The organism is Saccharothrix sp. DSM 118769 (genome assembly GCF_052936295.1).
In genome coordinates, this window is record NZ_CP193627.1 from 7562862 (window position 1) to 7585618 (window position 22757).

Sequence of the window (22757 nt, forward strand, 5' to 3'; positions counted from 1 at the left end):
GAGTCAGCCTAGCCGCCACGTTGCGGCCCTGGTCACTCGCACCACCAGGATCTCTTTATCGAACAAGAAAATCCAGCTTGACAAGCTTGTTACCTCTGAGTAACAACCTGTGGCGCGTTCGGCCACCCGGCGGGTCGGGCCGTCACCCGGTCGACGCGGGGTTGCGCGCGGTGAGGAGCGGCTGGAAGAAACCGGTGTCGGCCGGTTCGCGCCAGGCGGTGTCGGTGAACCCGGAGTCGGCGGTCCACGTCCCGCCCCGGGGGCGAGCTGGAACAGCTCCAGGTCGTAGTGCTCGCCGTCGTCGTCCCAGTGCCACAGCTGGGAGCTCATCGCGCGGCCGGCCGGACCGGTCGAGGACCGCACGGGGGTGGCGGTCGGTCGGGTCGCGAGCAGGTCGTCGTAGGGGCGGGTGGTGACGACCAGCAGCCCGCCGGGCGCGAGCGCGCGGCGCATCGACGCCAGGGCGGCGCGCACGTCGTCGGCGGTCAGCAGGTGCGGCAGCGAGTTGTCCGCGCACACCACGGCGTCGAAGTCCCCCGCCCGCACCGGCAGGGACCGCACGTCGGCCGCGGCGGCGGTCAGCCGCAGGCCGCGGGCGCGCGCCTCGCGGGCCGCGGCGACCGGGCTGAGGTCGGTGGCGACGACGCGGTGGCCGAGCGCGGCGGGGCCGAGCGCGCGGCGGAGCACCCCGTCGAGCGCGGCGCCCTGCCGGTCGACCGAGGCGTCCCAGTCGGCGTGGAGCAGGTGGTAGCGCTCCGCGACCCCGTCGTGGAAATCGCGCGGCGCGGTGCCGCCGGTCCCCGCCGCCTCGTCGCCCACGCCCGCGCGCTACGCACGTCGACCGGGCTCCCACCAGCGGTTTTCGGTGTTCCGGTGGTCAGACCTCGGCTTCGAGCATGTCCGCGGTGACCGCCGACTCGGTGTCCGGCATGCCCAGCTCCTTGGCGCGCTTGTCGGCCATGGCGAGCAGGCGCCGGATGCGGCCCGCGACCGCGTCCTTGGTCATCTGCGGGTCCGACAGCTGGCCCAGCTCCTCCAGCGACGCCTGCCGGTGCGCCAGCCGCAGCGCGCCCGCCGCGGCCAGGTGGTCGGGCGCCTCGGCGCCGAGGATCTCCAGCGCGCGCTGCACGCGGGCGGCGGCGGCGACGGCGGCGCGGGCCGAGCGGCGCAGGTTCGCGTCGTCGAAGTTCGCCAGCCGGTTCGCCGTGGCGCGCACCTCGCGGCGCATCCGGCGCTCCTCCCAGGCCAGCACGCTGTCGTGCGCGCCCAGGCGGGTCAGCATCGCGCCGATCGCGTCGCCGTCCCTTATCACCACGCGCTCCGCGCCGCGCACCTCGCGCGACTTCGAGCCGATGCCCATCCGCCGGGCCGCGCCGACCAGCGCCAGCGCCGCCTCCGGCCCCGGGCAGGTCACCTCCATCGAGGAGGAGCGGCCGGGTTCGGTGAGCGAGCCGTGCGCCAGGAACGCGCCGCGCCACGCCGCCTCGGCGTCGCACACCCCGCCGGACACGACGGGGGCGGGCAGGCCGCGCACCGGCCGGCCGCGCGGGTCCAGCAGGCCCGTCTGGCGGGCCAGGCCCTCGCCGTCCTTGACCACGCGCACCACGAACCGGGTGCCCTTGCGCAGGCCGCTGGAGGTGATGGTGAACACGTCGGACTGGTGCCCGTACAGCTCGTGGATCTCCCGGCGCAGCCGGCGCGCCGTGGAGCCCAGGTCGAGCTCCGCCTCCACGACGACCCGGCCGCCCACGATGTGCAGGCCGCCCGCGAAGCGCAGCAGCGACGCGACCTCCGCGCGCCGGCAGCAGGTCTTGGAGACGGCCAGCCTGCTCAGCTCGTCCTTGACCGCAGACGTCATCGCCACGGTGCCTCGCCTCCCCTGGTCTCGCTGTCGTCCGACAGCGTTGTACTCGACGCCCCCGCGGCCCCGTCAGCGGGGCCGTGCAACGCCCGCCTGATGCTGGACGCCAGCGCGGCCGGGTCGTGGCGGTCCGGCGCGCCGTCCAGGGCGATCGGCGCGAGGTGCGCCTCGGCCCCCAGAGCTGCGGCGGCGCGGCGCAGCCGGTCCGGCACGGGCACCGCGCCCGCGTCGGCGATCACCGCGTCCACCCGCAGCCGCGGGGCGTGCTCGCTGAGCACGTCCAGGTGCAGCTCCGGGGAAAAGCCCGCTGTTTCGCCCGGTTGGGGGACGAGGTTGAGGACGACGACCTTGCGCGCCGAGGTCCGGACGAGCGCGTCGTGCAGCTCCGGCACGAGCAGGTGCGGCAGCACGCTGGTGAACCACGAGCCGGGGCCGAGCAGCACGACGTCCGCGCCGAGCACGGCCTCGACGGCGTCCGGGCAGCCGCGCGGGGCCTCCCCCGGGCCGCCCGGCCCGTGCAGGCGGATGCGCTGCACGCGGCCGGGGGTGGTGGCGATGGCGACCTGGCCGCGGATGCGGCGCGGCACGTCGGCGTCCTCGTCCAGGCCGGTGACGTCCGCCTCGATCTCCAGCGGCTCGGTGCACATCGGCAGCACGCGCCCGCGCACGCCGAGCAGCCGCCCCGCCTCGCGCAGCACGGCGACCGGGTCGCCCAGCCGCTCCAGCAGGCCGGCCAGCACGAGGTTGCCCACGGCGTGCCCGGCGAGCGCGCCGGTGCCGCCGAACCGGTGCTGGAACAGGGCCGACCACAGCGCGCCCGCCTCGTCGTCGGAGGCCAGCGCCACCATGGCCTTGCGCAGGTCGCCGGGCGGCAGCAGGCCCAGCTCCCGGCGCAGCCGCCCCGAGGAACCGCCGTCGTCGGCGACCGTCACCACGGCCGTCACGTCGTCGGTCACCCGGCGCAGCGCGGTGAGCGTGACGTGCAGCCCGTGCCCACCGCCCAGCGCTACCGCTCTCGGGCTCACTCGCGTCCCAGGTCCCGGTGCACGACCTTGACGGCCATGCCGTCCTCGGCGGCCAGCCGGCCGGCCAGCTCCTCGGAGATGGCGACGCTGCGGTGCTTGCCGCCCGTGCAGCCCACCGCCAGCGTCAGGTACCGCTTGCCCTCGCGCCGGTAGCCGGCGCCGATGAGCCGCAGCAGCTCGTGGTAGCGGTCGAGGAACTCGTCCGCGCCCTCCTGGGTGAGCACGTAGTTGCGCACGTCGCCGTCCAGGCCGGTCTGCTCGCGCAGCTCGGGGATCCAGAACGGGTTGGGCAGGAACCGGACGTCCATGACGAGGTCGGCGTCCATCGGCAGGCCGTACTTGTAGCCGAACGACAGCACCGTGACGCGGGTGCGGGTCGCCGACTCGGTGCCGAAGGTGTCCTCGATCTTGGCGCGCAGCTGGTGCACGGACAGGGCCGAGGTGTCGAGCACCAGGTCGGCCTCCTCGCGCAGCGGCGTGAGCAGGACGCGCTCGGCCTCGATGCCGTCGGCGAGGCGCCCGTCGGCCTGGAGCGGGTGGCCGCGGCGCACCGACTCGAACCGGCGGATCAGCACGTCGTCGGTGGCCTCCAGGAACAGCACCTTCGGCTTGTAGCCGCGGGCGTCGAGGTCCTTGATCACCGCCGCGAGGTCCTCGGTGAACGCGCGGCTGCGCACGTCCATCACGACGGCGACCCTGGTGATGGCCCCCCTGGCCTGCGCGCCCAGCTCCACCATGGTCGAGATCAGCTCGGGCGGCAGGTTGTCCACCACGAACCAGCCCAGGTCCTCCAGGCACTTCGCGGCGGTGCTGCGGCCCGCTCCCGACAGGCCGGTCACCACCGCTACCTCGATGCCGGACTTCTCGCCGGCCGGTGCGTTCACGTGTGCTCCCTCTGAAGGTCGGCCGCGCCGACGTCTTCGGTACCCGCCGTGCCCGGTGCGCCCCCGGCGGGGGTGGCCGGGTCGGGCGCCCCCCGGTTCAGGGTCCCGTGCACGGCCTCCGCGGTGCGCCGGCCCACTCCGGGCACCGCGCTGATCTCCTCGACGCTCGCCTCGCCGAGCTTCTTGACCGAGCCGAAGTGCTTGAGCAGCGCGGCCCGGCGGGTCTGGCCCAGTCCCGGCACGTCGTCCAGCGCGGAGACCGTCATCCGCTTGGACCGCTTCTGCCGGTGGTAGGCGACGGCGAACCGGTGCGCCTCGTCGCGCACCCGTTGCAGCAGGTAGAGGGCCTCGCTGGTGCGGGGCAGGATGACCGGGTCGGGGTCGCCGGGCACCCACACCTCCTCCAGCCGCTTGGCCAGGCCGACGACGGCCACGTCGGTGATGCCCAGCTCGGCGAGCACGTCGGACGCGGCCTGCGCCTGCGGTCCGGCGCCGTCGACGACGAGCAGGTTCGGCGCGTAGGCGAACCTGCGGGGCTTGCCGGTCTCCGGGTCGATGCCGGGGTTGGGGCCGCCGGACGCGGTCTCCTTCAGGTAGGCCTGGAAGCGGCGGCGCACCACCTCGGCGATGGAGGCGACGTCGCCCTCCGCCGCGGCCTCGCGGATCGCGAACCGGCGGTACTCGGACTTGCGGGCCAGGCCGTCCTCGAACACGACGAGCGAGGCCACCACGTCGGTGCCCTGCACGTGGCTGATGTCGGTGCACTCGATGCGCAGCGGCGCGGTGTCCAGGCCGAGCGCCTCCTGGAGCTCCTGGAGGGCGGCGGAACGGGCCGTGAGGTCGCCCGCGCGGCGCAGCTTGTGCTGCTGGAACGCCTCCTTGGCGTTGCGCTCCACGGTCTCCATGAGGGCCCGCTTGTCGCCGCGCTGCGGGATGCGCAGCACCACCTTCGCGCCGCGCAGGTCCGTGAGCCACCGCTCCACGGCGGGCGCGTCCTCCGGCAGCTCCGGCACGAGCACCTCGCGCGGCACCGGGGCCCCCTCCGCGCCGCCGGTCCGGGCGGACTCCGCCCGCGCCGACTCGGCCTGGGTGCCGTAGAACTGGGTGACGAACTGGTCGACCAGGCCCGCGGTGCCGGTCTCGTCGACCTTGTCGACGACCCAGCCGCGCTGGCCGCGCACCCGGCCGCCGCGCACGTGGAACACCTGCACGGACACCTCCAGGTCGTCCTGCGCGAAGGCGACGACGTCGGCGTCCGTGCCGTCGCCGAGGACGACGGCCTGCTTCTCCAGGGCCCGCTTGAGGGCGGCCTGGTCGTCGCGCAGCCGGGCGGCCTTCTCGAACTCCAGCTCCTCGGCGGCGGCGGTCATCTCGCGTTCGAGCCGCTTGACCATGGAGTCGGTCCGGCCGGCGAGGAAGTCGCAGAAGCCGTCGACGATGTCGCGGTGCTCGGCGGCGTCGACCCGGCCGACGCACGGCGCGGAGCACTTGTCGATGTAGCCGAGCAGGCAGGGCCGGCCGATCTGGGCGTGCCGCTTGAACACGCCGGCGGAGCAGGTGCGGGCCGGGAAGACGCGCAGCAGCAGGTCGAGGGTCTCGCGGATGGCCCACGCGTGGGCGTAGGGGCCGAAGTAGCGGACGCCCTTCCTGCGCGGGCCGCGGTAGACGTGCAGGCGGGGGAACTCCTCGTTCAGGGTCACCGCGAGCACCGGGTAGGACTTGTCGTCGCGGTAGCGGACGTTGAACCGCGGGTCGAACTCCTTGATCCAGTTGTACTCCAGCTGGAGCGCCTCGACCTCGGTGCCGACGACGGTCCACTCGACGCCCGCCGCGGTCGTGACCATCTGCCGGGTGCGCGGGTGCAGGCCCGTGATGTCGGCGAAGTAGGAGTTCAGCCGCTGGCGGAGGTTCTTGGCCTTGCCGACGTAGACCACCCGGCCACTGGCGTCGCGGAACTTGTAGACGCCGGGGGCTTCGGGGATGGTGCCTGTCGCGGGGCGATAGGTCGACGGATCGGCCACGCGACAAGCCTACGTGCGGACACCGACAGCGGATCGGTCGGCCACGCCCGGCGCAGGTCAGCGCGTCTGCTAGGCGTCACCGGGGTGGGTGGCGGCGGGGCGGCCCGGCGGGCGGGCCGCCCCGCCGGGGTCAGGCGAGCACGACCTGGCCGTCCCGGACGGTGACGGGCACCGGGGTGAGGCCCTTGGTCGACGGGCCCTTGACCACGGTGCCGTCGGACGCCTTGAACTGGCTGCCGTGGGCGGGGCAGGTCATCACGCCGCCCTCCGGCGGCGCGACGGCGGTGCCCTGGTGGGGGCAGGTGGCGTCGTAGGCGGTGACCACGTCGCCGGTGCGGACGAGGACGAGCGGTTTGCTGGTGGCCGGGTTGCCGGCGATGGCGCCGCCGCCGTCGGGCACGTCGGCCAGGGCGATGATGCTCGCCGCGCCGCCCTGGGCGCCGCCGGTCGGCGTGCCCGCGCCGCCCGTGGTGCCGGCCCCGGGGGTGGCACCGCCGGCCGGGGTCGGGTCGCCGCCGGAGCACGCGGCGAGCCCGCCGGGCACGGCCAGCGCGACCAGCACGCCGCACAGCATCGAGCGACGGGACAGCCCTGCTTGGTCTGCGGAACTCACAGGTCCTCCGCAACGTGGTGGGTGGTCGTTCGGATCACACAGGCAACACGACACCACGTGAAGCGGGGTTCAACCACCCGGTGCCGGCCGGGTCTTCTTCAGGAAAGCAACACGTTCCCGCCGGACACGACCACCGCGACCTCGGTCAGCCCTCTCGGCGACGGGCCGGACAGCACGGCGCCGGTCGACGGGTCGAACGCGCTGCGGTGCGTCGGGCAGGTGACGACGCCCGCGGTGGGCGGGTTGACCGTCGTCCCCTGGTGCGGGCACGCCGGGTCGAACGCGCGGACCTCCTCCTCGGAGGGCCTGACCAGCAGCAGCAGGCCGTCCGCGCCGACCTCGACGAGGGCGCCGGAGCCCACCGGCACGTCGGCGAGCGCGGCGACGCGGTCACCCGGTCGGGCGGAGCCGACGCCGGGTCGGCGGGCCGCTCCCCCGGTGCCGCAGGCGGTCAGGGCGAGCAGTCCGCACAGCAGCGTCCGTCGGTCCACACCCCCATCCTCACCCATCCGGTCGAGCCGGCGCCGCGGGCCCGGTGGGGACCCGCGGCGCCGGACCGGTGGTCGGCGGTCCTGTGGTCGGCGGTCCTGTGGTCAGCGGTCCTGGGCGACCGCCGTGCGGGCGAGGGCGAGGACCGCGGTGAACGGCGGGAACCAGTGCCGCGAGTGCGACGGCGGGTTCGCCCACCTCAGCGACCCGTAGCGGGTCATGGTGGGCGGCAGGGCGATGCGCTGCGGCGAGCGGACGAACTGGACCTCGGCGGGTGCCTTGAGGTGCGTGGGCAGCAGGGCGACCAGTTCGGCGAGGAAGATCCAGTGCTCCCGCGGGCCGGGGATGACGGTGACGGGTCCCGCGAGCATGCGGGCCTTGAGGTCGGCGAGGACCCTCGACCCGATGCGGGCGGGCATGGCCAGCGCGGTGGTGGCGGGTCCCAGGGGCAGGAACACGCCCTGCTCGGTGACGGAGACCTTCCAGCCCAGCAGCCGGTAGCCCGCGATGGCCTCACCCAGTGCCTGCTGGTGCGCGCGGTCGCGGGGCCCGGAGCGCGGGCCGGGTTCTGCGGTGGTGGCGGCGGTGACGCTCATCGTGGGTGTTCCTCCCGGTCGGGTGGAGCGGGTGGAGCGGGTCGTGGTGGTGTGCGCGGACCGCGGGGTCTGCCGGGCACCGGCACACACGCAGGGTCGGGCGGATCGCCGCCGGTCACCACACCCGCGTCGGGTGGGACCCATGCACCGGCTGGATGCCCCTCATCCGGCACGCGGCGTCACAGGGGTCCGTTCGGGGGGCCTACCGCGTCTTATGCACGGGATGCATGGACTCGCGATCACATCTCTATACACTTGTGTGCACGCTCAGTGACGGGAGCGAGAGCCATGGACCGGAAAGCCCGAAGCGGTACCAGCACCAGGCGCGCATGCCCGTCGTGCGGGGCGTTGATCGCCGCCGACAACACCGACCGCCTCTGCCAGCGGTGCCGGCGCACCGCGCGCACGGAGCTCTACGGGCCACCCGAGGTCCCGGGGGACTTCTGGGACCACGAGGTCATGGCCGCCGCGTTCGCCGACCGGGACATGGGCGGCCTCCTCGCCGCCTACCGGCACCACCCCCAGCACGTCAGCCGCGTCACCCAGGACCGCATGGCGTCCTGGCTGGGGATCTCCCAAGCACAGCTGTCGCGGTACGAGACCGGTGAGAACCCGATCGACCGGATCGACCGCCTGCGCCACTTCGCGCGGGTGCTCGGCGTCCCCGGCGACCGGCTGTGGTTCGACCGCGTCGGAATCCCAAGCCAGGCGGGCCCCGACCGTGGTGCCCCGCCCGATGTGCTCGCCGCGGCGTGGGACGCGTCGAGCATTGCCAGATCGGTCGAGGAGACGGCGAGGAACGACTTGGCGATCAGCAGACGAGCGGCGCTCACCGGAGCTGCCGCGGTGGCAATGGGACCCGCACTGGTCGAGCCGTTGCAGAAGTGGCTCCACCCCTTGCAGCCCCTCTCCAAGTGGTCGTCCAGCGCGGCGATCAGCGAGGAGGAGCTGGCGGCGCTGCAGCGCGTCGCCGACGGGCTGCGCGGGTGGGGCGGGCGAGGCGGGTACGGGCTGGCGCGCAAGGCGGTGCTCGGGCAGTTGGAGGAACTGGCCGAGCGGCTGTCGCGCGCGCCGGCGGGCCCGACCACGGAGCGGGCCTTCTTCATCGGCGCGGAGCTGTCCAAGGTCGCGGCGAGCATGTCGTGGGACGCGGGCATGCACGACGCGGCGCAGCGGTACTACGTGCTGGGCGTGCGCATGGCCAAGGCCGGGCGCAACGACCCGTTCGCCGCGCTGTGCCTGGCGGCGATGGCGAGGCAGATGTTCGACCTGGGCCGCCCGGAGGACGGCCTGGAGCTGGTGCAGCTGGGTCAGTACGGGACCCGGCGCACGGCGACCCCGACGTTGCAGGCGCTCCTGCTGACCCGCGAGGCGTGGGCCTACGCGCAGATGGGTCGGGTGCGGGAGTTCCACCGGGCGGTCGGGCAGGCGCAGGACAGCTTCGCCCAGCGCAGGGACGGTTCGGAGCCGTGGTGGCTCGACAGCTTCGACGAGGCGGAGCTGGAGGGCGTGATCGGCGCCCGGATGCGGGACCTGGCGGGTCACGACCCGAAGCAGGCGCCGCACGCCGAGCAGCACATCAGGCGGGCGCTGGACCTGCGCGACCCGGCCCGGGTGCGCAACCGGGCGTTCGACGTCATCGGGCTGGCCCGCACGATGATGGTGGCGGGTGAGCCCGAGGAGGCGTGCGGGTTGATCCAGCAGGTGGTGCCGACCGCGGCGGGCCTCGCGTCCGGGCGGGTGGTGCGCAAGCTCCAGGACTTCGCCAAGGAGGCGGAGCGGCACCGCGACCTGCCCGCCGTGCGCGACGCGCGCGAGGCGATCCGGGGACTGCGGACGGCCTAGTGATGCGGGTGGGGATCACCGGGCACAGCAAACTGGTGCCCGACTGCGTCGACGCCGTGGTCGCGGGCATCCGCGCGGCGTTGGAGGCCGAGGCGGCGGGCGGGTCATCCCTGGTGGGGGTGACCTGCCTGGCGCCCGGCGCGGACCAGCTGTTCGCGCGCGTCGTGCTGGACATGGGCGGGCGGGTCGAGGTCGTGCTGCCCGCGACCGACTACCGCGACCGGCTCAAGCCGGAGAAGCGCGCCGCCTACGACGAGCTGCTGGCGCGGGCGCACGTGGTGAGCGTGCTGCCCAACGAGCTGTCCGGGCGGCACGCGTACGTGATGGCCAACGAGCGGATGCTCGCGTCGGTGGAGCTGCTGGTCGCGGTGTGGGACGGGCAGCCGCCGGACGGGCGCGGCGGCACGGCGGACGTGGTGGAGACGGCGCGCGCGTCGGGCGTGCCGGTGGTGGTCGTGTGGCCGGGGGGAGCGGCCCGGGGGTGATCGAGGACCGTTCTCGTCCGCGGTGGCCGGCAGACTCGGTGGCGTGCTGGAGACCTCCGCTCGTCTGCTGAAGCTGCTCTCGCTGCTCCAGGTCCGCCGCGACTGGACCGGGCCCGACCTGGCGGCGAGGTTGGGCGTGGACGTGCGGACCGTGCGGCGGGACGTGGGCAAGCTGCGCACCCTCGGCTACCCGGTCAACGCGGCGCCCGGCGTGTCGGGCGGCTACCAGCTGGGCGCGGGCGCCGAGCTGCCGCCGCTGCTGCTGGACGACGACGAGGCGGTGGCGGTGGCGGTGGGGTTGCGGACCGCCGCGAACGGGACCGTCGCGGGCATCGAGGAGACCTCGGTGCGGGCGCTGGCGAAGCTGGAGCAGGTGCTGCCCTCGCGGCTGCGCCGGCGGGTGAACGCGCTCGGGCGGCACACGGTCGCGCTCACGCCGACCGTGGCGCGGGTGGACGCCGGCACGCTCACCGCCATCGCCGGCGCGTGCCGCGACCACCAGCGGCTGCGGTTCCCCTACGCGGGGCGCGACGGCGGCACGAGGCGGCACGTCGAGCCGCTGGGCCTCGCCCACACCGGGCGGCGCTGGTACCTGGTGGCATGGGACGTGGACAAGGAGGACTGGCGCACGTTCCGGGTCGACCGGATCGAGGGGGAGCCGGCGCTCGGCGCCCGGTTCACGCCGCGCGAGCCACCCGCCGAGGACCTGGCGTCGTACGTGTCGCGGCAGCTGTCCGTGGCGCCCTACCAGCACGAGGCGCGGTTCGTGATGCACGCGCCGTACGAGGTGGTGGCGGCGCGGACGTCGATGACGTCGGTGCACCTGGAGCGCATCGACGACGAGCGGACCCGGTTGACGGTCGGCACGCCGTCGCTGGAGGAGCTGGTCCCGTGGATGGCCATGATCGGCGTGGACTTCGAGGTGGAGGGCCCGGAGGAGCTGCGCGGGCACCTCCGGGCCCACGCCGCGCGGCTCCTGCGGGCGGCCGGCGACTAGCCCCCGCCCCGGCAGGTCCCGACCCGGCAGGTCCCGCCCGGCAGGACGACCCCGGCCGGTCCCGGTCACAGCTCCAGCGGCGGGAAGCCGTCGACGGCGTCCACGACGGCCTGCGCCAGGCACTGGTCGTACGCCTCCAGCGGCAGGCCGTCCGGCGCGACGAGGTCGGTCCGCGGCAGGTGCGGCGCGGCCGGGTCCCGGACGGCGGCGTCGAGGTCGACGACCCCGTCCGCGCCGAAGTCCCCGTAGTCGGTGCGGAGCGTGTCGTTGAGGTGCGCGCGCTGGACCTCCACCGGGTCCGCCGGGTCCAGGCCCGTCGGCGGGACCGTCGCGAGCACGACCCGCATCGGCGCGCCGTCGGTGCGGTGGTAGCGGCGCAGGCCGTTCGGGACGTTCGCGTCGATCAGGCCCGTCAGCCGCCGGCGGGCGTCCGACGCCGTCTCGCCCGGTTCCAGGGCGCCCGGGGTGACGAGGACGGCGCGCGGGTTCGGCTGGCCGAGCGCGTAGCGGTGCGCCGCCCGCGCCGCGAGGCCGCTGGGCGCGTAGCCGACCTGGACGACGCTGCCCGGCAGCCGGTGGCCAAGCGCCGGGCCGAGCAGGTCGGCGAACCGCGGCGAGAACGCGGGGTGGCGCGCGGCGCGGCTGAACGGCCGGTCGCCCAGCACGGCCACGGTGCCCTCGCCCGGGTCGGTGGTGCTCACCTCGACGCCCGACAGGTGGTGCACCTGCCCGGTGGGGGTGAACGGCGCGCCGCCGGCGTCGCCCGCCACGTCGCCGGGTGCGGCGAACGACAGGCCGTTGGTGGCCTCGCCCCTCGCCGCCTGCGGTGCCGAGGCGGGCAGCGCGAGGCTGACCACCAGGTTCCCGCTGCCGCCCGCGGTGGACGGGAAGGCGACCGGGTCGCTGAACGCGTCGCCCCCGGCGGGGATCACCACGCCGGGCGTGCCGCCGAACAGCACGGGCGTCGGCGCGGCGAGCGACGCCGCGCCGGAACCGGACTGCGCGCCGACCGTGACCCCGGTGATGGTCGCCGGCACCCGCGCGGTGGTGTTGGACAGCTTGAGCCGCAGGTCCGCGCCCTCCCGGCCGGGCCGCACGACGAAGCGCAGCGTCTGCCCACCGGGGGTGCTCAGGTCGTCGGTGCGGTCCGGGACGGCCGCCCACGCGCCGAGCCAACCGGTGGCCACCGGGGCCGGGGCGATCGCCAGCACGTGCAGCCCGCACGTCGTGGACGACGACGGGCTCGTGCGGGGCAGCGTCACCGACAGCAGGGTCTTCGTCGGGTCGGTGGGCCCGAACACGGCGTGCACCGCGGGCCGCACGCCCGGGTCCGGCGCGGTGCCGGCGAGCCGGTGGGGCAGGAGCACGGCGGCGGACCCGTCCGCGTCGCCGTCCGCCCAGTCCGGCACGGCGGGCAGCCACGGGTTCGACGTGGTGCCGTCGGTGTAGGTGGCGGTCATCGTGACCGGCCCGGTCGCGCCGCACGTGCTGACCGCGAGCAGGCCGATGGCCGTGGCCCGCACCCGGTGCTCGGCGGGCAGGGCGATGGTCTGGCCGAGCGCCACCACGTTGTCGTCGCCGGTCACCGGGTGCGGTGCGGGCAGGGTGAAGGTGGCCCGGCCGTGGGTGACCCGCGCGCCGGGCGCGAGCCCCGCCGCCGCCAGCGCGGTCGCGGACAGCGAGTTGCCGGCGCCGTCGAGGTCGGCGGCCACCGCGCCGTCCACGCCGAGGCCGCGGTTGTTCGCGGCGTCGGCGAAGTCCCGCGCCGGGGCCGCGCCGGCGGGCGTCGCCGCCAGGACCGCGCCGGCCAGGACCACCCCGGCCAGAGCCGCCCTGGCGAAAGCGGTCCTGGCGAAGGCGGCCCTGCCGCGGACGGTGGCGAGGGCGGCTCCCGGCCGCCGGGACGGGTGCGCGTGCGGTGCGGAGCGCGGCAAGGTCGGTCCCCCCGGTCGTGCGACCGCCACGGCGGCGGGCGGCGGGAACCCTAATCCCGACCGCGCCGGGGGCACAGCCTTCCGCCCGCCGGGCGGGCGGGCTCCGTCGCCGGGGTCAGGGCCGCGCGCAGGCCAGGCGGTAGGCGGCGGCGCCGATCAGCTCCAGCGACACCTGGAGGCGTTCGGGGCTCACGTTCTGCGCGATCGTGTCCTCGGGCGTGTGGTAGAGCGGTTCCAGCTCGTGCGGGCCGCCCTCGCCGCGCCAGCTGAAGTTCGCCGCCGCGATCCCCTTCTCGTGGAACGGCACGTGGTCGCTGCTGCCGCGCGCCACCGGCCCGTGCACGCGGCTGCCGTAGCCGAGGCGGGCCGCCGCGGCGGCGACCTGCGCGGTGGTGGCGTTGTCGCCGCCGTCCACCGACAGCAGCCAGTAGGCGGTGGCGGGGCCGTGGCTGGTGGCGACCATGTCGTTCTGGAACACGCCCGCGATGCGCGCCGACTCGGCCTCGGGCAGTTGGCCCACGTAGTGCCGGGACCCGAGCAGGCCCTGCTCCTCCGAGCCCCACAGGGCGAACCGCAGCGCCCGCCGCGTCGGCAGGTGGCGCAGCACCCGGGCCAGTTCGAGCGCGAGCACGGTGCCGCTGCCGTCGTCGTTCGCGCCGGGCGAGCCGGGCACGGTGTCGTAGTGCGCGGTCACCATGACCACGCCGCGGTCGCGGCCGGGGAACGTCGCGGGCCGCTCGGCGATCACGTTGTACGAGGTCAGGCCGGTGTGATGGGTGGTGGCGACGGTGACCGCGACGGGGCCGGCGGCGCGCAGCCGCTCCACGTGCACCTGGGCGACGCCGAGCACCGGCACGGCGACGTTCTCGGTCAGCGCCGGCGAGAACGCGCCGGTCTTGCCCGCGGGCGGCACCGACACGCGGCCGACCAGCACGGCCGCCGCGCCCCGGCGCACCGCGTCGAGCACGGCGGTCGACCCGGTGGGCACGTTGACCAGCAGCACGACCGCGCCGGCCAGGTCCTCGGGCAGCGGCGCGGCCGGGTCCAGCTCGCGCACCGGGCCGGTCGCGGTGACGCCGAGCGCGCCGAAGCGGGACGCCGCCGCGTTCCACGTGTCGCCGTTGACGACGAGGGTGGACAGGTACTTGTCGGGCACCGCGAACGGCTGGAGCGTCACCTGGTAGCGCAGGTCGCGCAGCACGGCGGCGAGGTGGTCGCGGGCGCGGTGCTCGGACTCGGTGCCGCCGATGCGCAGCCCCATCCGGTCGCTGAGCACGCGCAGGTGCTCCATCGCCCGGCGCGCCCGCACGCGCCCCACGACGGGCAGGTCCCCGAGGCCCAGGTCGGGCAGGTCCGCGGCGCCGGGCCGCTGCGCGCGGGCCGCCGGGTTCAGGCCCAGCACCGCCGCGCCCGCCGCCGCGGCGGCACCGGTGATGAGTGATCTTCTGCGCACGTGCGCCCCCCTGGTTCGTGGATCACCCGAACGTAGGCAGACGTCGTGTGCCGGGCAAGGTGCCGTTGGCGGACACGGCATCCGCCAACGGCACCACGCCGACCAGGGGTGGTGGTGCTACGGGTTGACCGCCCGGTGCAGCTCGCGCAGCGCCCGCACGGCCGCCACGGCGTGCTCGCGGTCCACCGCCTGCACCGCCATGACCGACACGTACTCGTCGTCGGGCAGCTCCAGCCGGGCCCACGACGCGCCGTCCGGGAAGGACACGTGCAGCACGTCGGACCACGCGTAGCGGTGCGCGGTGACCACGTTGCGGACCTCGACGCCGTCGGCGTCCGCCCGCACCCGCGGCCGGGTGAGCAGCAGCGCGCCGCAGGCCAGCAGCACGCCCAGGCAGATCATCGCCACCTGGTCGGAGGTCCGGAAGATCACGCCGGTGGGCGTGTCCCCGAGCAGCAGGCCGACCGCGGTGAACGCGGCCACCAGGAACACCGCGCACGTCCCCGCGACGACCCGGATCTTCTTCGGGCGGAACTCGACGGCCACGGCGGTGCTCACGACCCCGCCCGCAGCCCGCGCAGCACGAGCGCCGCGTCCAGCGCCGCCGCGCACGCCTCGAAGCCCTTGTCCTCCACCGAGTCCGGGAACCCGGCGCGGGCCAGGGCCTGCTCCTCGTCGTTCGTGGTGAGCACGCCGTTGCCGACGGGCGTCGACTCGTCCAGCGCGACCCGCGTCAGGCCCGCCGTCACCGCGTCGCACACGTACTCGAAGTGCGGGGTGCCACCGCGGACGACCACGCCCAGCGCCACGACGGCGTCGTGCGTGCGGGCCAGCTGCTGGACCACCACCGGCAGCTCCACGGCGCCCGCGACGCGCGCCACGGTCGGCTGGGCCACGCCCGCCTTCGCCGCGGCCTCCAGTGCGCGGGCCACCAGGTTGTCGGTGATCTTCGCGTGCCAGCGCGTGGCCACGACGGCCAGCGTCAGGCCCGTCGCGTCCGGGACGTCGGCCTCGGGCCGACCTTCGCCGCTCATTCCGCTCCTTCCGTGGTGGACACGACCGCGCCGCCCTGGCTCAGCGCCTCGTACTGCTCCAGCTGGTGCAGCTCGTGGCCCATCCGGTCGCGCTTGGTGCGCAGGTAGCGCAGGTTCTCCGGGTTCGGCGAGATCGGCAGCGGCACCCGGTCGAGCACGGTCAGGCCGTAGCCCTCCAGGCCGACGCGCTTGGCCGGGTTGTTCGTCAGCAGCCGCATCGACTTCACGCCCAGCTGGCACAGGATCTGCGCGCCGGTGCCGTAGTCGCGGGCGTCGGCGGGCAGGCCCTGCGCGAGGTTGGCGTCCACGGTGTCCGCGCCGCCGTCCTGCAACTGGTACGCCTGGAGCTTGTGGATCAGGCCGATGCCGCGGCCCTCGTGCCCGCGCATGTAGAGCACGACGCCGCGCCCCTGCGCCGAGACCGCCTCCAGCGCCGCGTCCAGCTGCGGGCCGCAGTCGCAGCGCAGCGAGCCGAAGATGTCGCCGGTCAGGCACTCGGAGTGCACCCTGACCAGCACGTCCTCGCCGTCGCCGATGTCGCCGCAGACGAACGCGACGTGCTCGATGCCGTCGAGCTTGCTGTCGAAGCCGACCGCGGTGAACGTGCCGTGCGCGGTCGGGATGCGGGCCTCGGCGACCCGCTCCACCTGGGTCTCGGTGCGCCGCCGGTATGCGATGAGGTCCGCGATCGTGATCAGCACCAGGTCGTGCTTCTGCGCGAACAGCTCCAGGTCCGGGCGGCGGGCCATCGTGCCGTCGGCGTTGGCGATCTCGCAGATCGCGCCGGCGGGCGCCAGGCCGGCCAGGCGGGCCAGGTCGACCGCGGCCTCGGTGTGCCCGGCGCGGCGCAGCACGCCGCCCTCCTTCGCGCGCAGCGGGAACACGTGCCCCGGCCGCACGACGTCGTGCGCGGTCGCCGCCGGGTCTGCCAGCAACCGGATCGTGCGGGCGCGGTCGGCGGCGGAGATGCCGGTGGTCACGCCCTCGCGCGCGTCCACGGACACGGTGAACGCGGTGCCCATGCGCTCGGTGTTCTGCGACACCATGAGCCCGATGCCGAGCCGGTCCAGCGCGTCCGGCTCCATCGGCGTGCACAGCAGGCCGCGGCACTCGGTCATGGTGAACGCGACCAGCTCCGGCGTCGCCTTCTCGGCGGCGAAGACCAGGTCGCCCTCGTTCTCGCGGTCCTCGTCGTCGACCACGACGACCGCCCTGCCGGCGGCGATGTCCGCGATCGCCCGCTCGATGTCGGCGAAGTCCTTCACCGGGCCTCCTCGGCGCGCAGGTGGGGCAGGGCGAGCCGCTCGACGTACTTGGCGACCACGTCCACCTCCAGGTTGACGTGGTCGCCCGGCGAGCGCCGGCCGAGGGTGGTCAGCTCCAGCGTGGTGGGGATCAGGCTGACCGAGAACTCCGTCTCCGAGACGGACACGACGGTCAGCGACACGCCGTCCACGGTGATCGAGCCCTTCTCCACCACGTAGCGGGCGAGCCCCGGCGGCAGTCCGATGTGGACCAGCTCCCAGTGCTCGGCCTTCTCCCTCGCCAGCACGGTGCCCGTGCCGTCCACGTGGCCCTGCACGATGTGGCCGCCCAGCCGCTGCCCGAGGGCCGCGGCGCGCTCCAGGTTGACCTTGTCGCCCTCGGCGACCTTGGCCAGGCTGCTGCGGGTGAGCGTCTCGCGCATCACGTCGGCGGTGAACGCGCCGCCCTCGACATCGACCACGGTGAGGCACACGCCGTTCACCGCGATCGAGTCGCCGTGCTTCGCGTCACTGGTCACCAGCGGACCCGCGATGGTGACGCGGGCCGCGTCCGGCAGGTCGGCGACGGCGACGACCTCACCCAACTCCTCGACGATCCCGGTGAACACCGTTCCTCCTCTAGCGCGCGACGCCGGACGCCACTGCGGAGACCCGCACGTCCGGTCCGCACATACTGACCTGCTCCACGACCAAACCCAGGGCGTCGGTGACGGTCGACACCCCGGCGTCCCGCAGTGCGGGCGGCCCGTCCCCGAGGAACTTGGGCGCGAGGTAGGCGAGCACGCGGTCCACGCGCCCCGCCCCCGCGAACGCGCCCGCCAGCGTGGGACCGCCCTCCAGCAGCACGTCGACCACGCCGCGGGCCGCCAGTTCGGCGAGCACCACGTCGGGGTCGTGCGTGCGCAGGTGCACGGTCTCCGCCTCGTCGTCCAGGACCCGGGCCCCCGGCGGCAGGTCGCTGGTCCCGACGACGACCCGCAGCGGTTGGCGTCCCCCATACTGCCCGCCACCCGGTCCGCGCGCGGTCAACCTCGGGTCATCGGCGCGCACGGTGCCGGTGCCGACCACGATCGCGTCGACCCTCGTGCGCAGCTCGTGCACCTCGGCGCGGGACTCCGGGGAGCTGATCCAGCGGCTGGTGCCGTCGGCGGCCGCGACCCGGCCGTCCAGGGTGGCGGCGTACTTCCAGGTCACGTGCGGGCGGCCGGTGCGGGCGAAGTGCAGCCAGGCGCGCAGCGGACCGCGCGCCACCTCCTCCGCCAGCAGGCCCCCGACGACCTCGACGCCGGCGGCGCGCAGCACGTCCGCGCCACCGGCGGCCCGCGGGTTGGGGTCGGCCACGGCGTGCACGACCCGGGCCACCCCGGCGTCGAGCAGGGCCGTCGTGCACGGCGGGGTGCGGCCCTGGTGGGCGCACGGCTCCAGCGTCACGACGGCCGTGCCGCCGCGGGCCCGCCCGCCTGCCCGCGCGAGGGCGACGACCTCGGCGTGCGCCTGGCCGGGCGGTCGCGTGGCGCCCTCGCCGACGACCCGGCCCGCGGCGTCGAGCAGCACGCAGCCGACGGGCGGGTTGGGGCTGGTCGTGCCGCGGACCCGCTCGCTCGCCGCGACCGCCCGCGCCATCGCCTCGCCGAGGTCCACCGGGCGGACGTCCGCCGGGTTGCGGTCCATCGGGTGGCGGTCCACCGGGCGGTCGCTCACCGGGCGCGGGCCGCCTGCGCGCGCAGCTTCTCCAGGGCCGCGCCGGGGTCCGCGCCGTCGTACACGGCCGACCCGGCCACGAAGCAGTCCACACCCGCCTCGGCGGCTTGCTCGATCGTGTCGGCGTTGATGCCGCCGTCGATCTCCACCACCAGCGTCAGGTGGCCGGTGTCGACCAGGCGGCGCGCCGTGCGGACCTTGTCCAGCACCTCGGGCATGAAGCTCTGCCCGCCGAAGCCGGGCTCGACGGACATCACCAGCAGCGTGTCGTAGTGCTTGAGCACGTCCAGGTGGGGCTCCAGCGGCGTGCCCGGCTTGAGCGACAGCCCGGCCTTCGCGCCCGCCGAGCGCAGGTCCTTCGCCAGCCGCACCGGGTCGGCCGCGGCCTCCACGTGCACGGTCACGTTGTACGCGCCCGCCTCGGCGTAGCCGACGGCCCAGCGGTCCGGGTCCTCGATCATGAGGTGGCAGTCGAGCGGCAGGTCGGTGGCCCCGCGCAGCGACTTCACCACGGGCAGGCCGATGGTCAGGTTCGGCACGAAGTGCGCGTCCATGACGTCCACGTGCAGCCAGTCCGCGCCCGCCACGGCGGCCGCCTCGTCGGCGAGTCGGGCGAAGTCGGCGGACAGGATGCTCGGGGCGATCATCGGCTGGTGGACCACGGCTGGTGAGTCTAGGCTTCCGCGCCCGCCCCGCCGCGCGGGAGGCGGGCCCATCCCACTACTCGATCGTGTGAACGCCCCCTCCCACCAGGTGTTCTCCGACTACTCACGCGGGTAGTTCCCCAACGGGTGTGGTGGCGATTACGTTCGAGCGGGGAGCTGGGGCTGGGGAGCCTGGGACTGGGGAGCACTGGGGATGAACGCCGAATCGCGCCGCCGGGTCGCGCTGGTGACGGGCGCGTCCTCGCCGCTGGGCGGTGAGGTCGTCGAGGCGCTGGCCCGGCAGGGCGAGCTGGTGACGGCCGTGGACAGCGACGGGGCGCGGCTCGCGGACCTCGTCGAACGGCTGAGCGCCGAGGGCCTGCGGGTCGCCGGGCGACAACTGGACGTCGCGTCGAGCGCGGCCGTCGACGCGCTGGTCGACCAGGTGGAGCGCGAGTTCGGCGCGATCGACGCGCTGGTGGCGGTGGCGGGCGCGCTGCGGCCCGGACCGGTGCTGTCGATCACCGACGAGGACTGGGCGCGCAGCTTCGCGGTCAACGTGGACGGGGTGTTCAACGCCTCCCGCGCGGTGGCCGCGCGCATGGTCGTGCGCGGTCGCGGCACGATCGTGACGGTGCCCGCGCACGTCGTCGCCGTGCCGCGCTCGGGGATCGCCGCCTACGCGGCGTCGCGGGCGGCGGCCATCGCCTACACCGAGTGCCTGGCCGTGGAGGTCGCGGCGCACGGCGTGCACTGCGCGGTGGTGGCGCCCTCCGACGTGCGCCGGGTGGCCGACGAGGTGCGGTTCCTGCTGGGCGGCCCGGTGTCGGACGCGCTCGGCGCCTGATCGGGCCGGCGCGGGTGGTGCCGGTCAGACCACGGAGATCTCCTGCTCGTGCGCGAGCCGGGCCAGCTCGACCCGCGAGCTGATGCCGAGCTTCTTGAAGATCCCCCGCAGGTGGTAGTTCACCGTGTGCGGGGACAGGTAGAGCTGCCGGGCGACCTGCCGGTTGGTCAGGCCCGCGCCGACGAGCCGGGCGATGTCGCGCTCCGGCTCGGACAGCCGCCGCCACTCGGCGACCCCGTCGCCGCCCTCCTCCGCGCGGCCCCCGCCGCGCCGCAACCGCTGCACCTCGCCGTCCGCGCCCATCCGCTCGAAGACCCCCAGGGCGACCGCGGTGTGGGCGGCGGCCCGGTCCGCGCGACCGCCCTCGTCCAGCAGCGCGGCCAGGTCCTCGTTGGCGTTGGCCCGCGCCCACGGGTGGCGGTGCCGGTCGGCGACCTCCAGCAGCTCGTCGACGTCCCGGTCGAACAGGGCGCGGGCGTGCCCGGCGGCCACCGACACCGCGGCGAACCCCGGGTTGTTCGCGGCCAGCTCCTCCGCCACCGACACCACGTCGCCCGCCAGGCCGCTGTCGCCCACGGTCAGCGCGAGCCGCACCAGCCACGCCGCCGCGCCCGGCTCCTCGATGAGCATCCGCCGCGCCGCGTCCCGGTCGGACACCCGCCGCCTGGCCAGTACGGCGGCCCGTCCCGGCCCGCCCTGCGCGTGCGAGACCAGCAGCTCCACCCAGTCGTACTGGCCGGAGTGCAGCACCGCCTCGCCCGCCGCGAGGTCGCCCCGGTAGCGGCGCACGTGCTCGGCCGCCACCGCGACCTCGCCGCGGTGCACCGCGACCGTCGCGAGCACGGTCGAGGCGAGCGGCACCAGCAGCCGCAGCCCCCGGTCGCGCGCCGCCGCCAGACCCGCCCGCGCGGCGGCCCGCGCCTGCGCGAGCCTGCCCGCCTGGGTCAGCACCCTGGCCCGCGCGATGGTGCGGGCCGCGGGCGCGCCGCTGGTCACCGCCTCGTCGTCGGGGCGGCCGTCCGGGAGGGCGTCCGGCGGGCCGTCGGGGTCGTCGCCCTCCGCGGCGTCGTGGGTGTCGTCGCCGTCCTCCGCCGGGGCGTCGTCGGCCGGCCGGTCGCCGCGCGCCGGGTCGCCGCGCACCAGCCGCTCCGCGTCGTCGAAGTCGCCGAGCGCGGCCAGCTTCAGCGCGAACGACACCGCCGACTGCGACTGCCACCACGCGGTGGGCCGGTCCACCTCCCAGCGGGTCGACTCGCGGCCCCAGTAGACGCCCTCGGCGAGGTTCCCGGCGCTCCACTCCAGGCACGAGTGGACGGTCGCGGCCATCACCACGTCCGCGTCGCTGGGTTCCCGGTCGCGGGCGGTCAGCACGGACAGCGCGTGGGCGCCGGACCGGCTGCCGGTGGCGAAGTACAGCGACAGCAGCCTGCCCGCCGCGGCGAGCTTGCGCAGCGGTTCCGGGACGCCGGCGGTGGCCAGCACGTGCTCCATCTCGGTCGCCGCGTCGGCCGGGCGGCCGTCGGCGAGCAGGATGCCCGCCAGCACCGCGTGCAACTCGGCCGACGCGCCCGCGCGCACCGGCCCGGCGAGGCTGTCGCGGGCCAGCGCGATGGCGGAGCCGAGCTTGCCGCCCGCGGCGAGCGCGCGGACGCCGCGCACGGCAGCCGCGCCCCGGTCGGCTCCCTCGACCAGCCGCTCCCCGGTGGACCGCTCCCCGGTGGACCGCTCCCCGGCGGACCGTTCCCCTGCCGCCCCGTCCCAGGTCGATCGCTGCCCGGTCACCCCGCTCCAGGCCGGTCGCTGCCCGGCCGACCAGTCCCCGGCCGACCAGTTCCCGACCGGTTGGCCCCCGGGCATTTGGCCTCCGGCAGGTTGATCCCCGGCTGCCCGGTCCCCGACCGCCCGACCCACGGCCGCCCGGTCCCCGGCTGCTTGGCCCTCGGTCACCCGGTCCCCGGCTGCTTGGCCCTCGGCCGGTTGATGCCCGGCCGATTGATGCCCGGCCGATTGATGCCCGGCCGATTGGTCCCCGGTTGGCTGGTCCCCAGTCGACCGCCCACCGGCCGGTCGGCCCCCGGCGTGCCGGTCCCGGTCGGGGGTCCGCGCCTCGGCGCACGACGCGTCCCGCAGCGCCGTCCGCAGCACCGACGCGTCGTGCCGCAGGGCGTGCAGCACCGACGCGGGCATCGACTCCACCACCGCGCGCCACACCAGCTCGGAGGTGAACTCCAGCCGTTCGTCGACGCACGCCACCAGGCCCGACGCGAGCACCTCGTCCACGGCGAGCAGCAGCGCGCCCGTGGTCTCGCCCATCATCGTGGCCACATCCGTGAGCGGGAACGACCTGCCGACCACGGCGGCGACCCGCAGCAGCTGGGTGGCCTTGGCCGACAACGCGTCGACCTGGCCGCGCACCAGGGCCCCGACCCGCTGCGGCAGCCAGCCGCCGTGCAGCCGGGCCACGCCGTCGCGGACCTCCAGCTGCCCCTCCTCGCGCAGCCCGGTGACCAGCTCGGTGACCAGGCGCGGGTTGCCGCCCGCGCTCGCGGCGAACGCGGCCAGCTCGGCGGTGGGCACGGCGTCGAGCAGGTCCCGCACCAGCGCCGCCACCACGTCGTCGGCGACCGGGCCGAGCGGCAGCACCTCGCCGGCGGCGGCCAGCGCCCGCTGCGCCTCGGCGCCCGCGAACGCGCCGGACAGCGCGAGCAGCACGGTCACCCGGCGCTCCCGCACACGGGGTAACAGGGCCAGGACGGCGGCCGGGTCGCGGTGCGCCTGGTCGACGGCGATCAGCGGGCGCGCGCCCCGGTCGACCTCGACGCGCTCCAGGGCGCGGGCCACGTCGGCCGAACCCGCCAGGTGCTCGCCGGGGACCAGGACGACGGAGAAGCCGCGGTCGCGGGCGGCGCGGACCGCCTCGTGCAGCAGGAGCGTCTTGCCGGAGCACGGCGGACCGTCGACGGCCAGCAGGCCACCGGGTGCGGACAGGAAGCGGAGAACCGAAGCCCACTCACGATCCCGGCCGTACAATTTCGACACGATCAAGCCTGCTACGCACCTCGA

At 75.6% G+C, this 22757-nt stretch carries 21 protein-coding genes; 4 read left to right on the plus strand and 17 right to left on the minus strand.

Going from position 1 to position 22757, the window contains the following annotated elements; all coding sequences use genetic code 11:
• Positions 1-3 precede the first annotated feature (3 nt).
• The 8 genes from ACRAKJ_RS31570 to ACRAKJ_RS31605 form a co-directional block, all read right to left on the minus strand.
• Positions 4-819: a methyltransferase domain-containing protein gene (locus ACRAKJ_RS31570; protein ID WP_438925233.1), complete on the minus strand. Its 816-nt coding sequence runs from the start codon at positions 817-819 to the stop codon at positions 4-6.
• 58 nt (positions 820-877) lie between these two features.
• Positions 878-1864 (minus strand): DNA-binding protein WhiA, encoded by a 987-nt coding sequence (gene whiA / locus ACRAKJ_RS31575; RefSeq protein ID WP_230569164.1) that lies wholly within the window; start codon positions 1862-1864, stop codon positions 878-880.
• A complete protein-coding gene (locus ACRAKJ_RS31580; RefSeq protein ID WP_438925234.1) occupies positions 1855-2886 on the minus strand; it encodes a uridine diphosphate-N-acetylglucosamine-binding protein YvcK in 1032 nt (343 codons plus the stop codon). Before ACRAKJ_RS31580 ends, whiA begins: the two co-directional genes overlap by 10 nt.
• Positions 2883-3740, minus strand: coding sequence for an RNase adapter RapZ (gene rapZ, locus ACRAKJ_RS31585; RefSeq protein WP_411970415.1), 858 nt, complete (start codon positions 3738-3740; stop codon positions 2883-2885). The genes ACRAKJ_RS31580 and rapZ overlap by 4 nt, the downstream gene beginning before the upstream one ends.
• Positions 3741-3766: 26 nt before the next feature.
• Positions 3767-5791, minus strand: a complete 2025-nt coding sequence (gene uvrC / locus ACRAKJ_RS31590) for an excinuclease ABC subunit UvrC (RefSeq protein WP_447008767.1) — start codon at positions 5789-5791, stop codon at positions 3767-3769.
• Positions 5792-5921: 130 nt separating this feature from the next.
• Complete coding sequence (locus ACRAKJ_RS31595; protein WP_447008768.1) at positions 5922-6404, minus strand: Rieske (2Fe-2S) protein; 483 nt, start codon at positions 6402-6404, stop codon at positions 5922-5924.
• Between the two features lie 98 nt (positions 6405-6502).
• Positions 6503-6895, minus strand: a complete 393-nt coding sequence (locus tag ACRAKJ_RS31600) for a Rieske (2Fe-2S) protein (protein WP_447008769.1) — start codon at positions 6893-6895, stop codon at positions 6503-6505.
• Between the two features lie 102 nt (positions 6896-6997).
• The gene (locus ACRAKJ_RS31605) at positions 6998-7489 is read right to left on the minus strand and encodes a hypothetical protein (RefSeq protein ID WP_438926970.1); all 492 of its coding nucleotides are present in this window, start codon (positions 7487-7489) and stop codon (positions 6998-7000) included.
• 348 nt (positions 7490-7837) lie between these two features.
• On the opposite strand from ACRAKJ_RS31605, the gene ACRAKJ_RS31610 reads away from it, so the two are divergent.
• The 3 genes from ACRAKJ_RS31610 to ACRAKJ_RS31620 are packed head-to-tail and all read left to right on the plus strand — an operon-like array spanning position 7838 to position 10816.
• Entirely contained in the window at positions 7838-9334 is a 1497-nt protein-coding gene (locus ACRAKJ_RS31610; protein ID WP_438926971.1) for a helix-turn-helix domain-containing protein, read from the plus strand.
• A gap of 2 nt (positions 9335-9336) precedes the next feature.
• Complete coding sequence (locus ACRAKJ_RS31615; protein WP_438926972.1) at positions 9337-9819, plus strand: hypothetical protein; 483 nt, start codon at positions 9337-9339, stop codon at positions 9817-9819.
• Between the two features lie 43 nt (positions 9820-9862).
• Complete coding sequence (locus tag ACRAKJ_RS31620; protein WP_438926973.1) at positions 9863-10816, plus strand: WYL domain-containing protein; 954 nt, start codon at positions 9863-9865, stop codon at positions 10814-10816.
• A gap of 65 nt (positions 10817-10881) precedes the next feature.
• Here the strand turns inward: ACRAKJ_RS31620 and ACRAKJ_RS31625 are convergent, their stop codons facing one another.
• From ACRAKJ_RS31625 to rpe, 8 genes are all read right to left on the minus strand, one after another.
• Positions 10882-12750, minus strand: coding sequence for a hypothetical protein (locus ACRAKJ_RS31625; RefSeq protein WP_447008770.1), 1869 nt, complete (start codon positions 12748-12750; stop codon positions 10882-10884).
• Positions 12751-12865: 115 nt separating this feature from the next.
• A complete protein-coding gene (locus ACRAKJ_RS31630; protein WP_438921396.1) occupies positions 12866-14203 on the minus strand; it encodes a M28 family peptidase in 1338 nt (445 codons plus the stop codon).
• 117 nt (positions 14204-14320) lie between these two features.
• Positions 14321-14761 carry a PH domain-containing protein gene (locus ACRAKJ_RS31635; RefSeq protein ID WP_438921395.1) on the minus strand — a complete coding sequence of 147 codons (441 nt, stop codon included), beginning with the start codon at positions 14759-14761 and terminating at the stop codon, positions 14321-14323.
• Positions 14758-15237, minus strand: coding sequence for a 6,7-dimethyl-8-ribityllumazine synthase (ribH, locus tag ACRAKJ_RS31640; protein WP_438921394.1), 480 nt, complete (start codon positions 15235-15237; stop codon positions 14758-14760). The genes ACRAKJ_RS31635 and ribH overlap by 4 nt, the downstream gene beginning before the upstream one ends.
• Positions 15234-16502 (minus strand): bifunctional 3,4-dihydroxy-2-butanone-4-phosphate synthase/GTP cyclohydrolase II, encoded by a 1269-nt coding sequence (locus ACRAKJ_RS31645; RefSeq protein WP_438921393.1) that lies wholly within the window; start codon positions 16500-16502, stop codon positions 15234-15236. The genes ribH and ACRAKJ_RS31645 overlap by 4 nt, the downstream gene beginning before the upstream one ends.
• Entirely contained in the window at positions 16499-17110 is a 612-nt protein-coding gene (locus tag ACRAKJ_RS31650) for a riboflavin synthase (RefSeq protein ID WP_438921392.1), read from the minus strand. The genes ACRAKJ_RS31645 and ACRAKJ_RS31650 overlap by 4 nt, the downstream gene beginning before the upstream one ends.
• Positions 17111-17120: 10 nt before the next feature.
• The gene (ribD, locus tag ACRAKJ_RS31655) at positions 17121-18173 is read right to left on the minus strand and encodes a bifunctional diaminohydroxyphosphoribosylaminopyrimidine deaminase/5-amino-6-(5-phosphoribosylamino)uracil reductase RibD (protein WP_438921391.1); all 1053 of its coding nucleotides are present in this window, start codon (positions 18171-18173) and stop codon (positions 17121-17123) included.
• 26 nt (positions 18174-18199) lie between these two features.
• Entirely contained in the window at positions 18200-18850 is a 651-nt protein-coding gene (gene rpe / locus ACRAKJ_RS31660; protein WP_438921399.1) for a ribulose-phosphate 3-epimerase, read from the minus strand.
• A gap of 211 nt (positions 18851-19061) precedes the next feature.
• Here rpe and ACRAKJ_RS31665 point away from each other — a divergent pair, with 211 nt between their 5' ends.
• On the plus strand, positions 19062-19694 hold the full coding sequence (locus tag ACRAKJ_RS31665; RefSeq protein ID WP_438921390.1) for an SDR family NAD(P)-dependent oxidoreductase: 633 nt from the start codon (positions 19062-19064) through the stop codon (positions 19692-19694).
• Between the two features lie 24 nt (positions 19695-19718).
• On the opposite strand, the gene ACRAKJ_RS31670 is transcribed toward ACRAKJ_RS31665, so the two are convergent.
• Positions 19719-22733 (minus strand): LuxR C-terminal-related transcriptional regulator, encoded by a 3015-nt coding sequence (locus ACRAKJ_RS31670; protein WP_438921398.1) that lies wholly within the window; start codon positions 22731-22733, stop codon positions 19719-19721.
• Positions 22734-22757 lie beyond the last annotated feature (24 nt).

Bases quoted from the DNA above. Each gene is read 5' to 3' on its own strand.
- rpe (WP_438921399.1), bottom strand. From the start codon at position 18,850: ATGATCGCCCCGAGCATCCTGTCCGCCGACTTCGCCCGACTCGCCGAC.
- ACRAKJ_RS31615 (WP_438926972.1), top strand. From the start codon at position 9,337: ATGCGGGTGGGGATCACCGGGCACAGCAAACTGGTGCCCGACTGCGTC.
- ribD (WP_438921391.1), bottom strand. From the start codon at position 18,173: ATGGACCGCAACCCGGCGGACGTCCGCCCGGTGGACCTCGGCGAGGCG.
- ACRAKJ_RS31605 (WP_438926970.1), bottom strand. From the start codon at position 7,489: ATGAGCGTCACCGCCGCCACCACCGCAGAACCCGGCCCGCGCTCCGGG.
- ribH (WP_438921394.1), bottom strand. From the start codon at position 15,237: ATGAGCGGCGAAGGTCGGCCCGAGGCCGACGTCCCGGACGCGACGGGC.
- ACRAKJ_RS31665 (WP_438921390.1), top strand. From the start codon at position 19,062: ATGAACGCCGAATCGCGCCGCCGGGTCGCGCTGGTGACGGGCGCGTCC.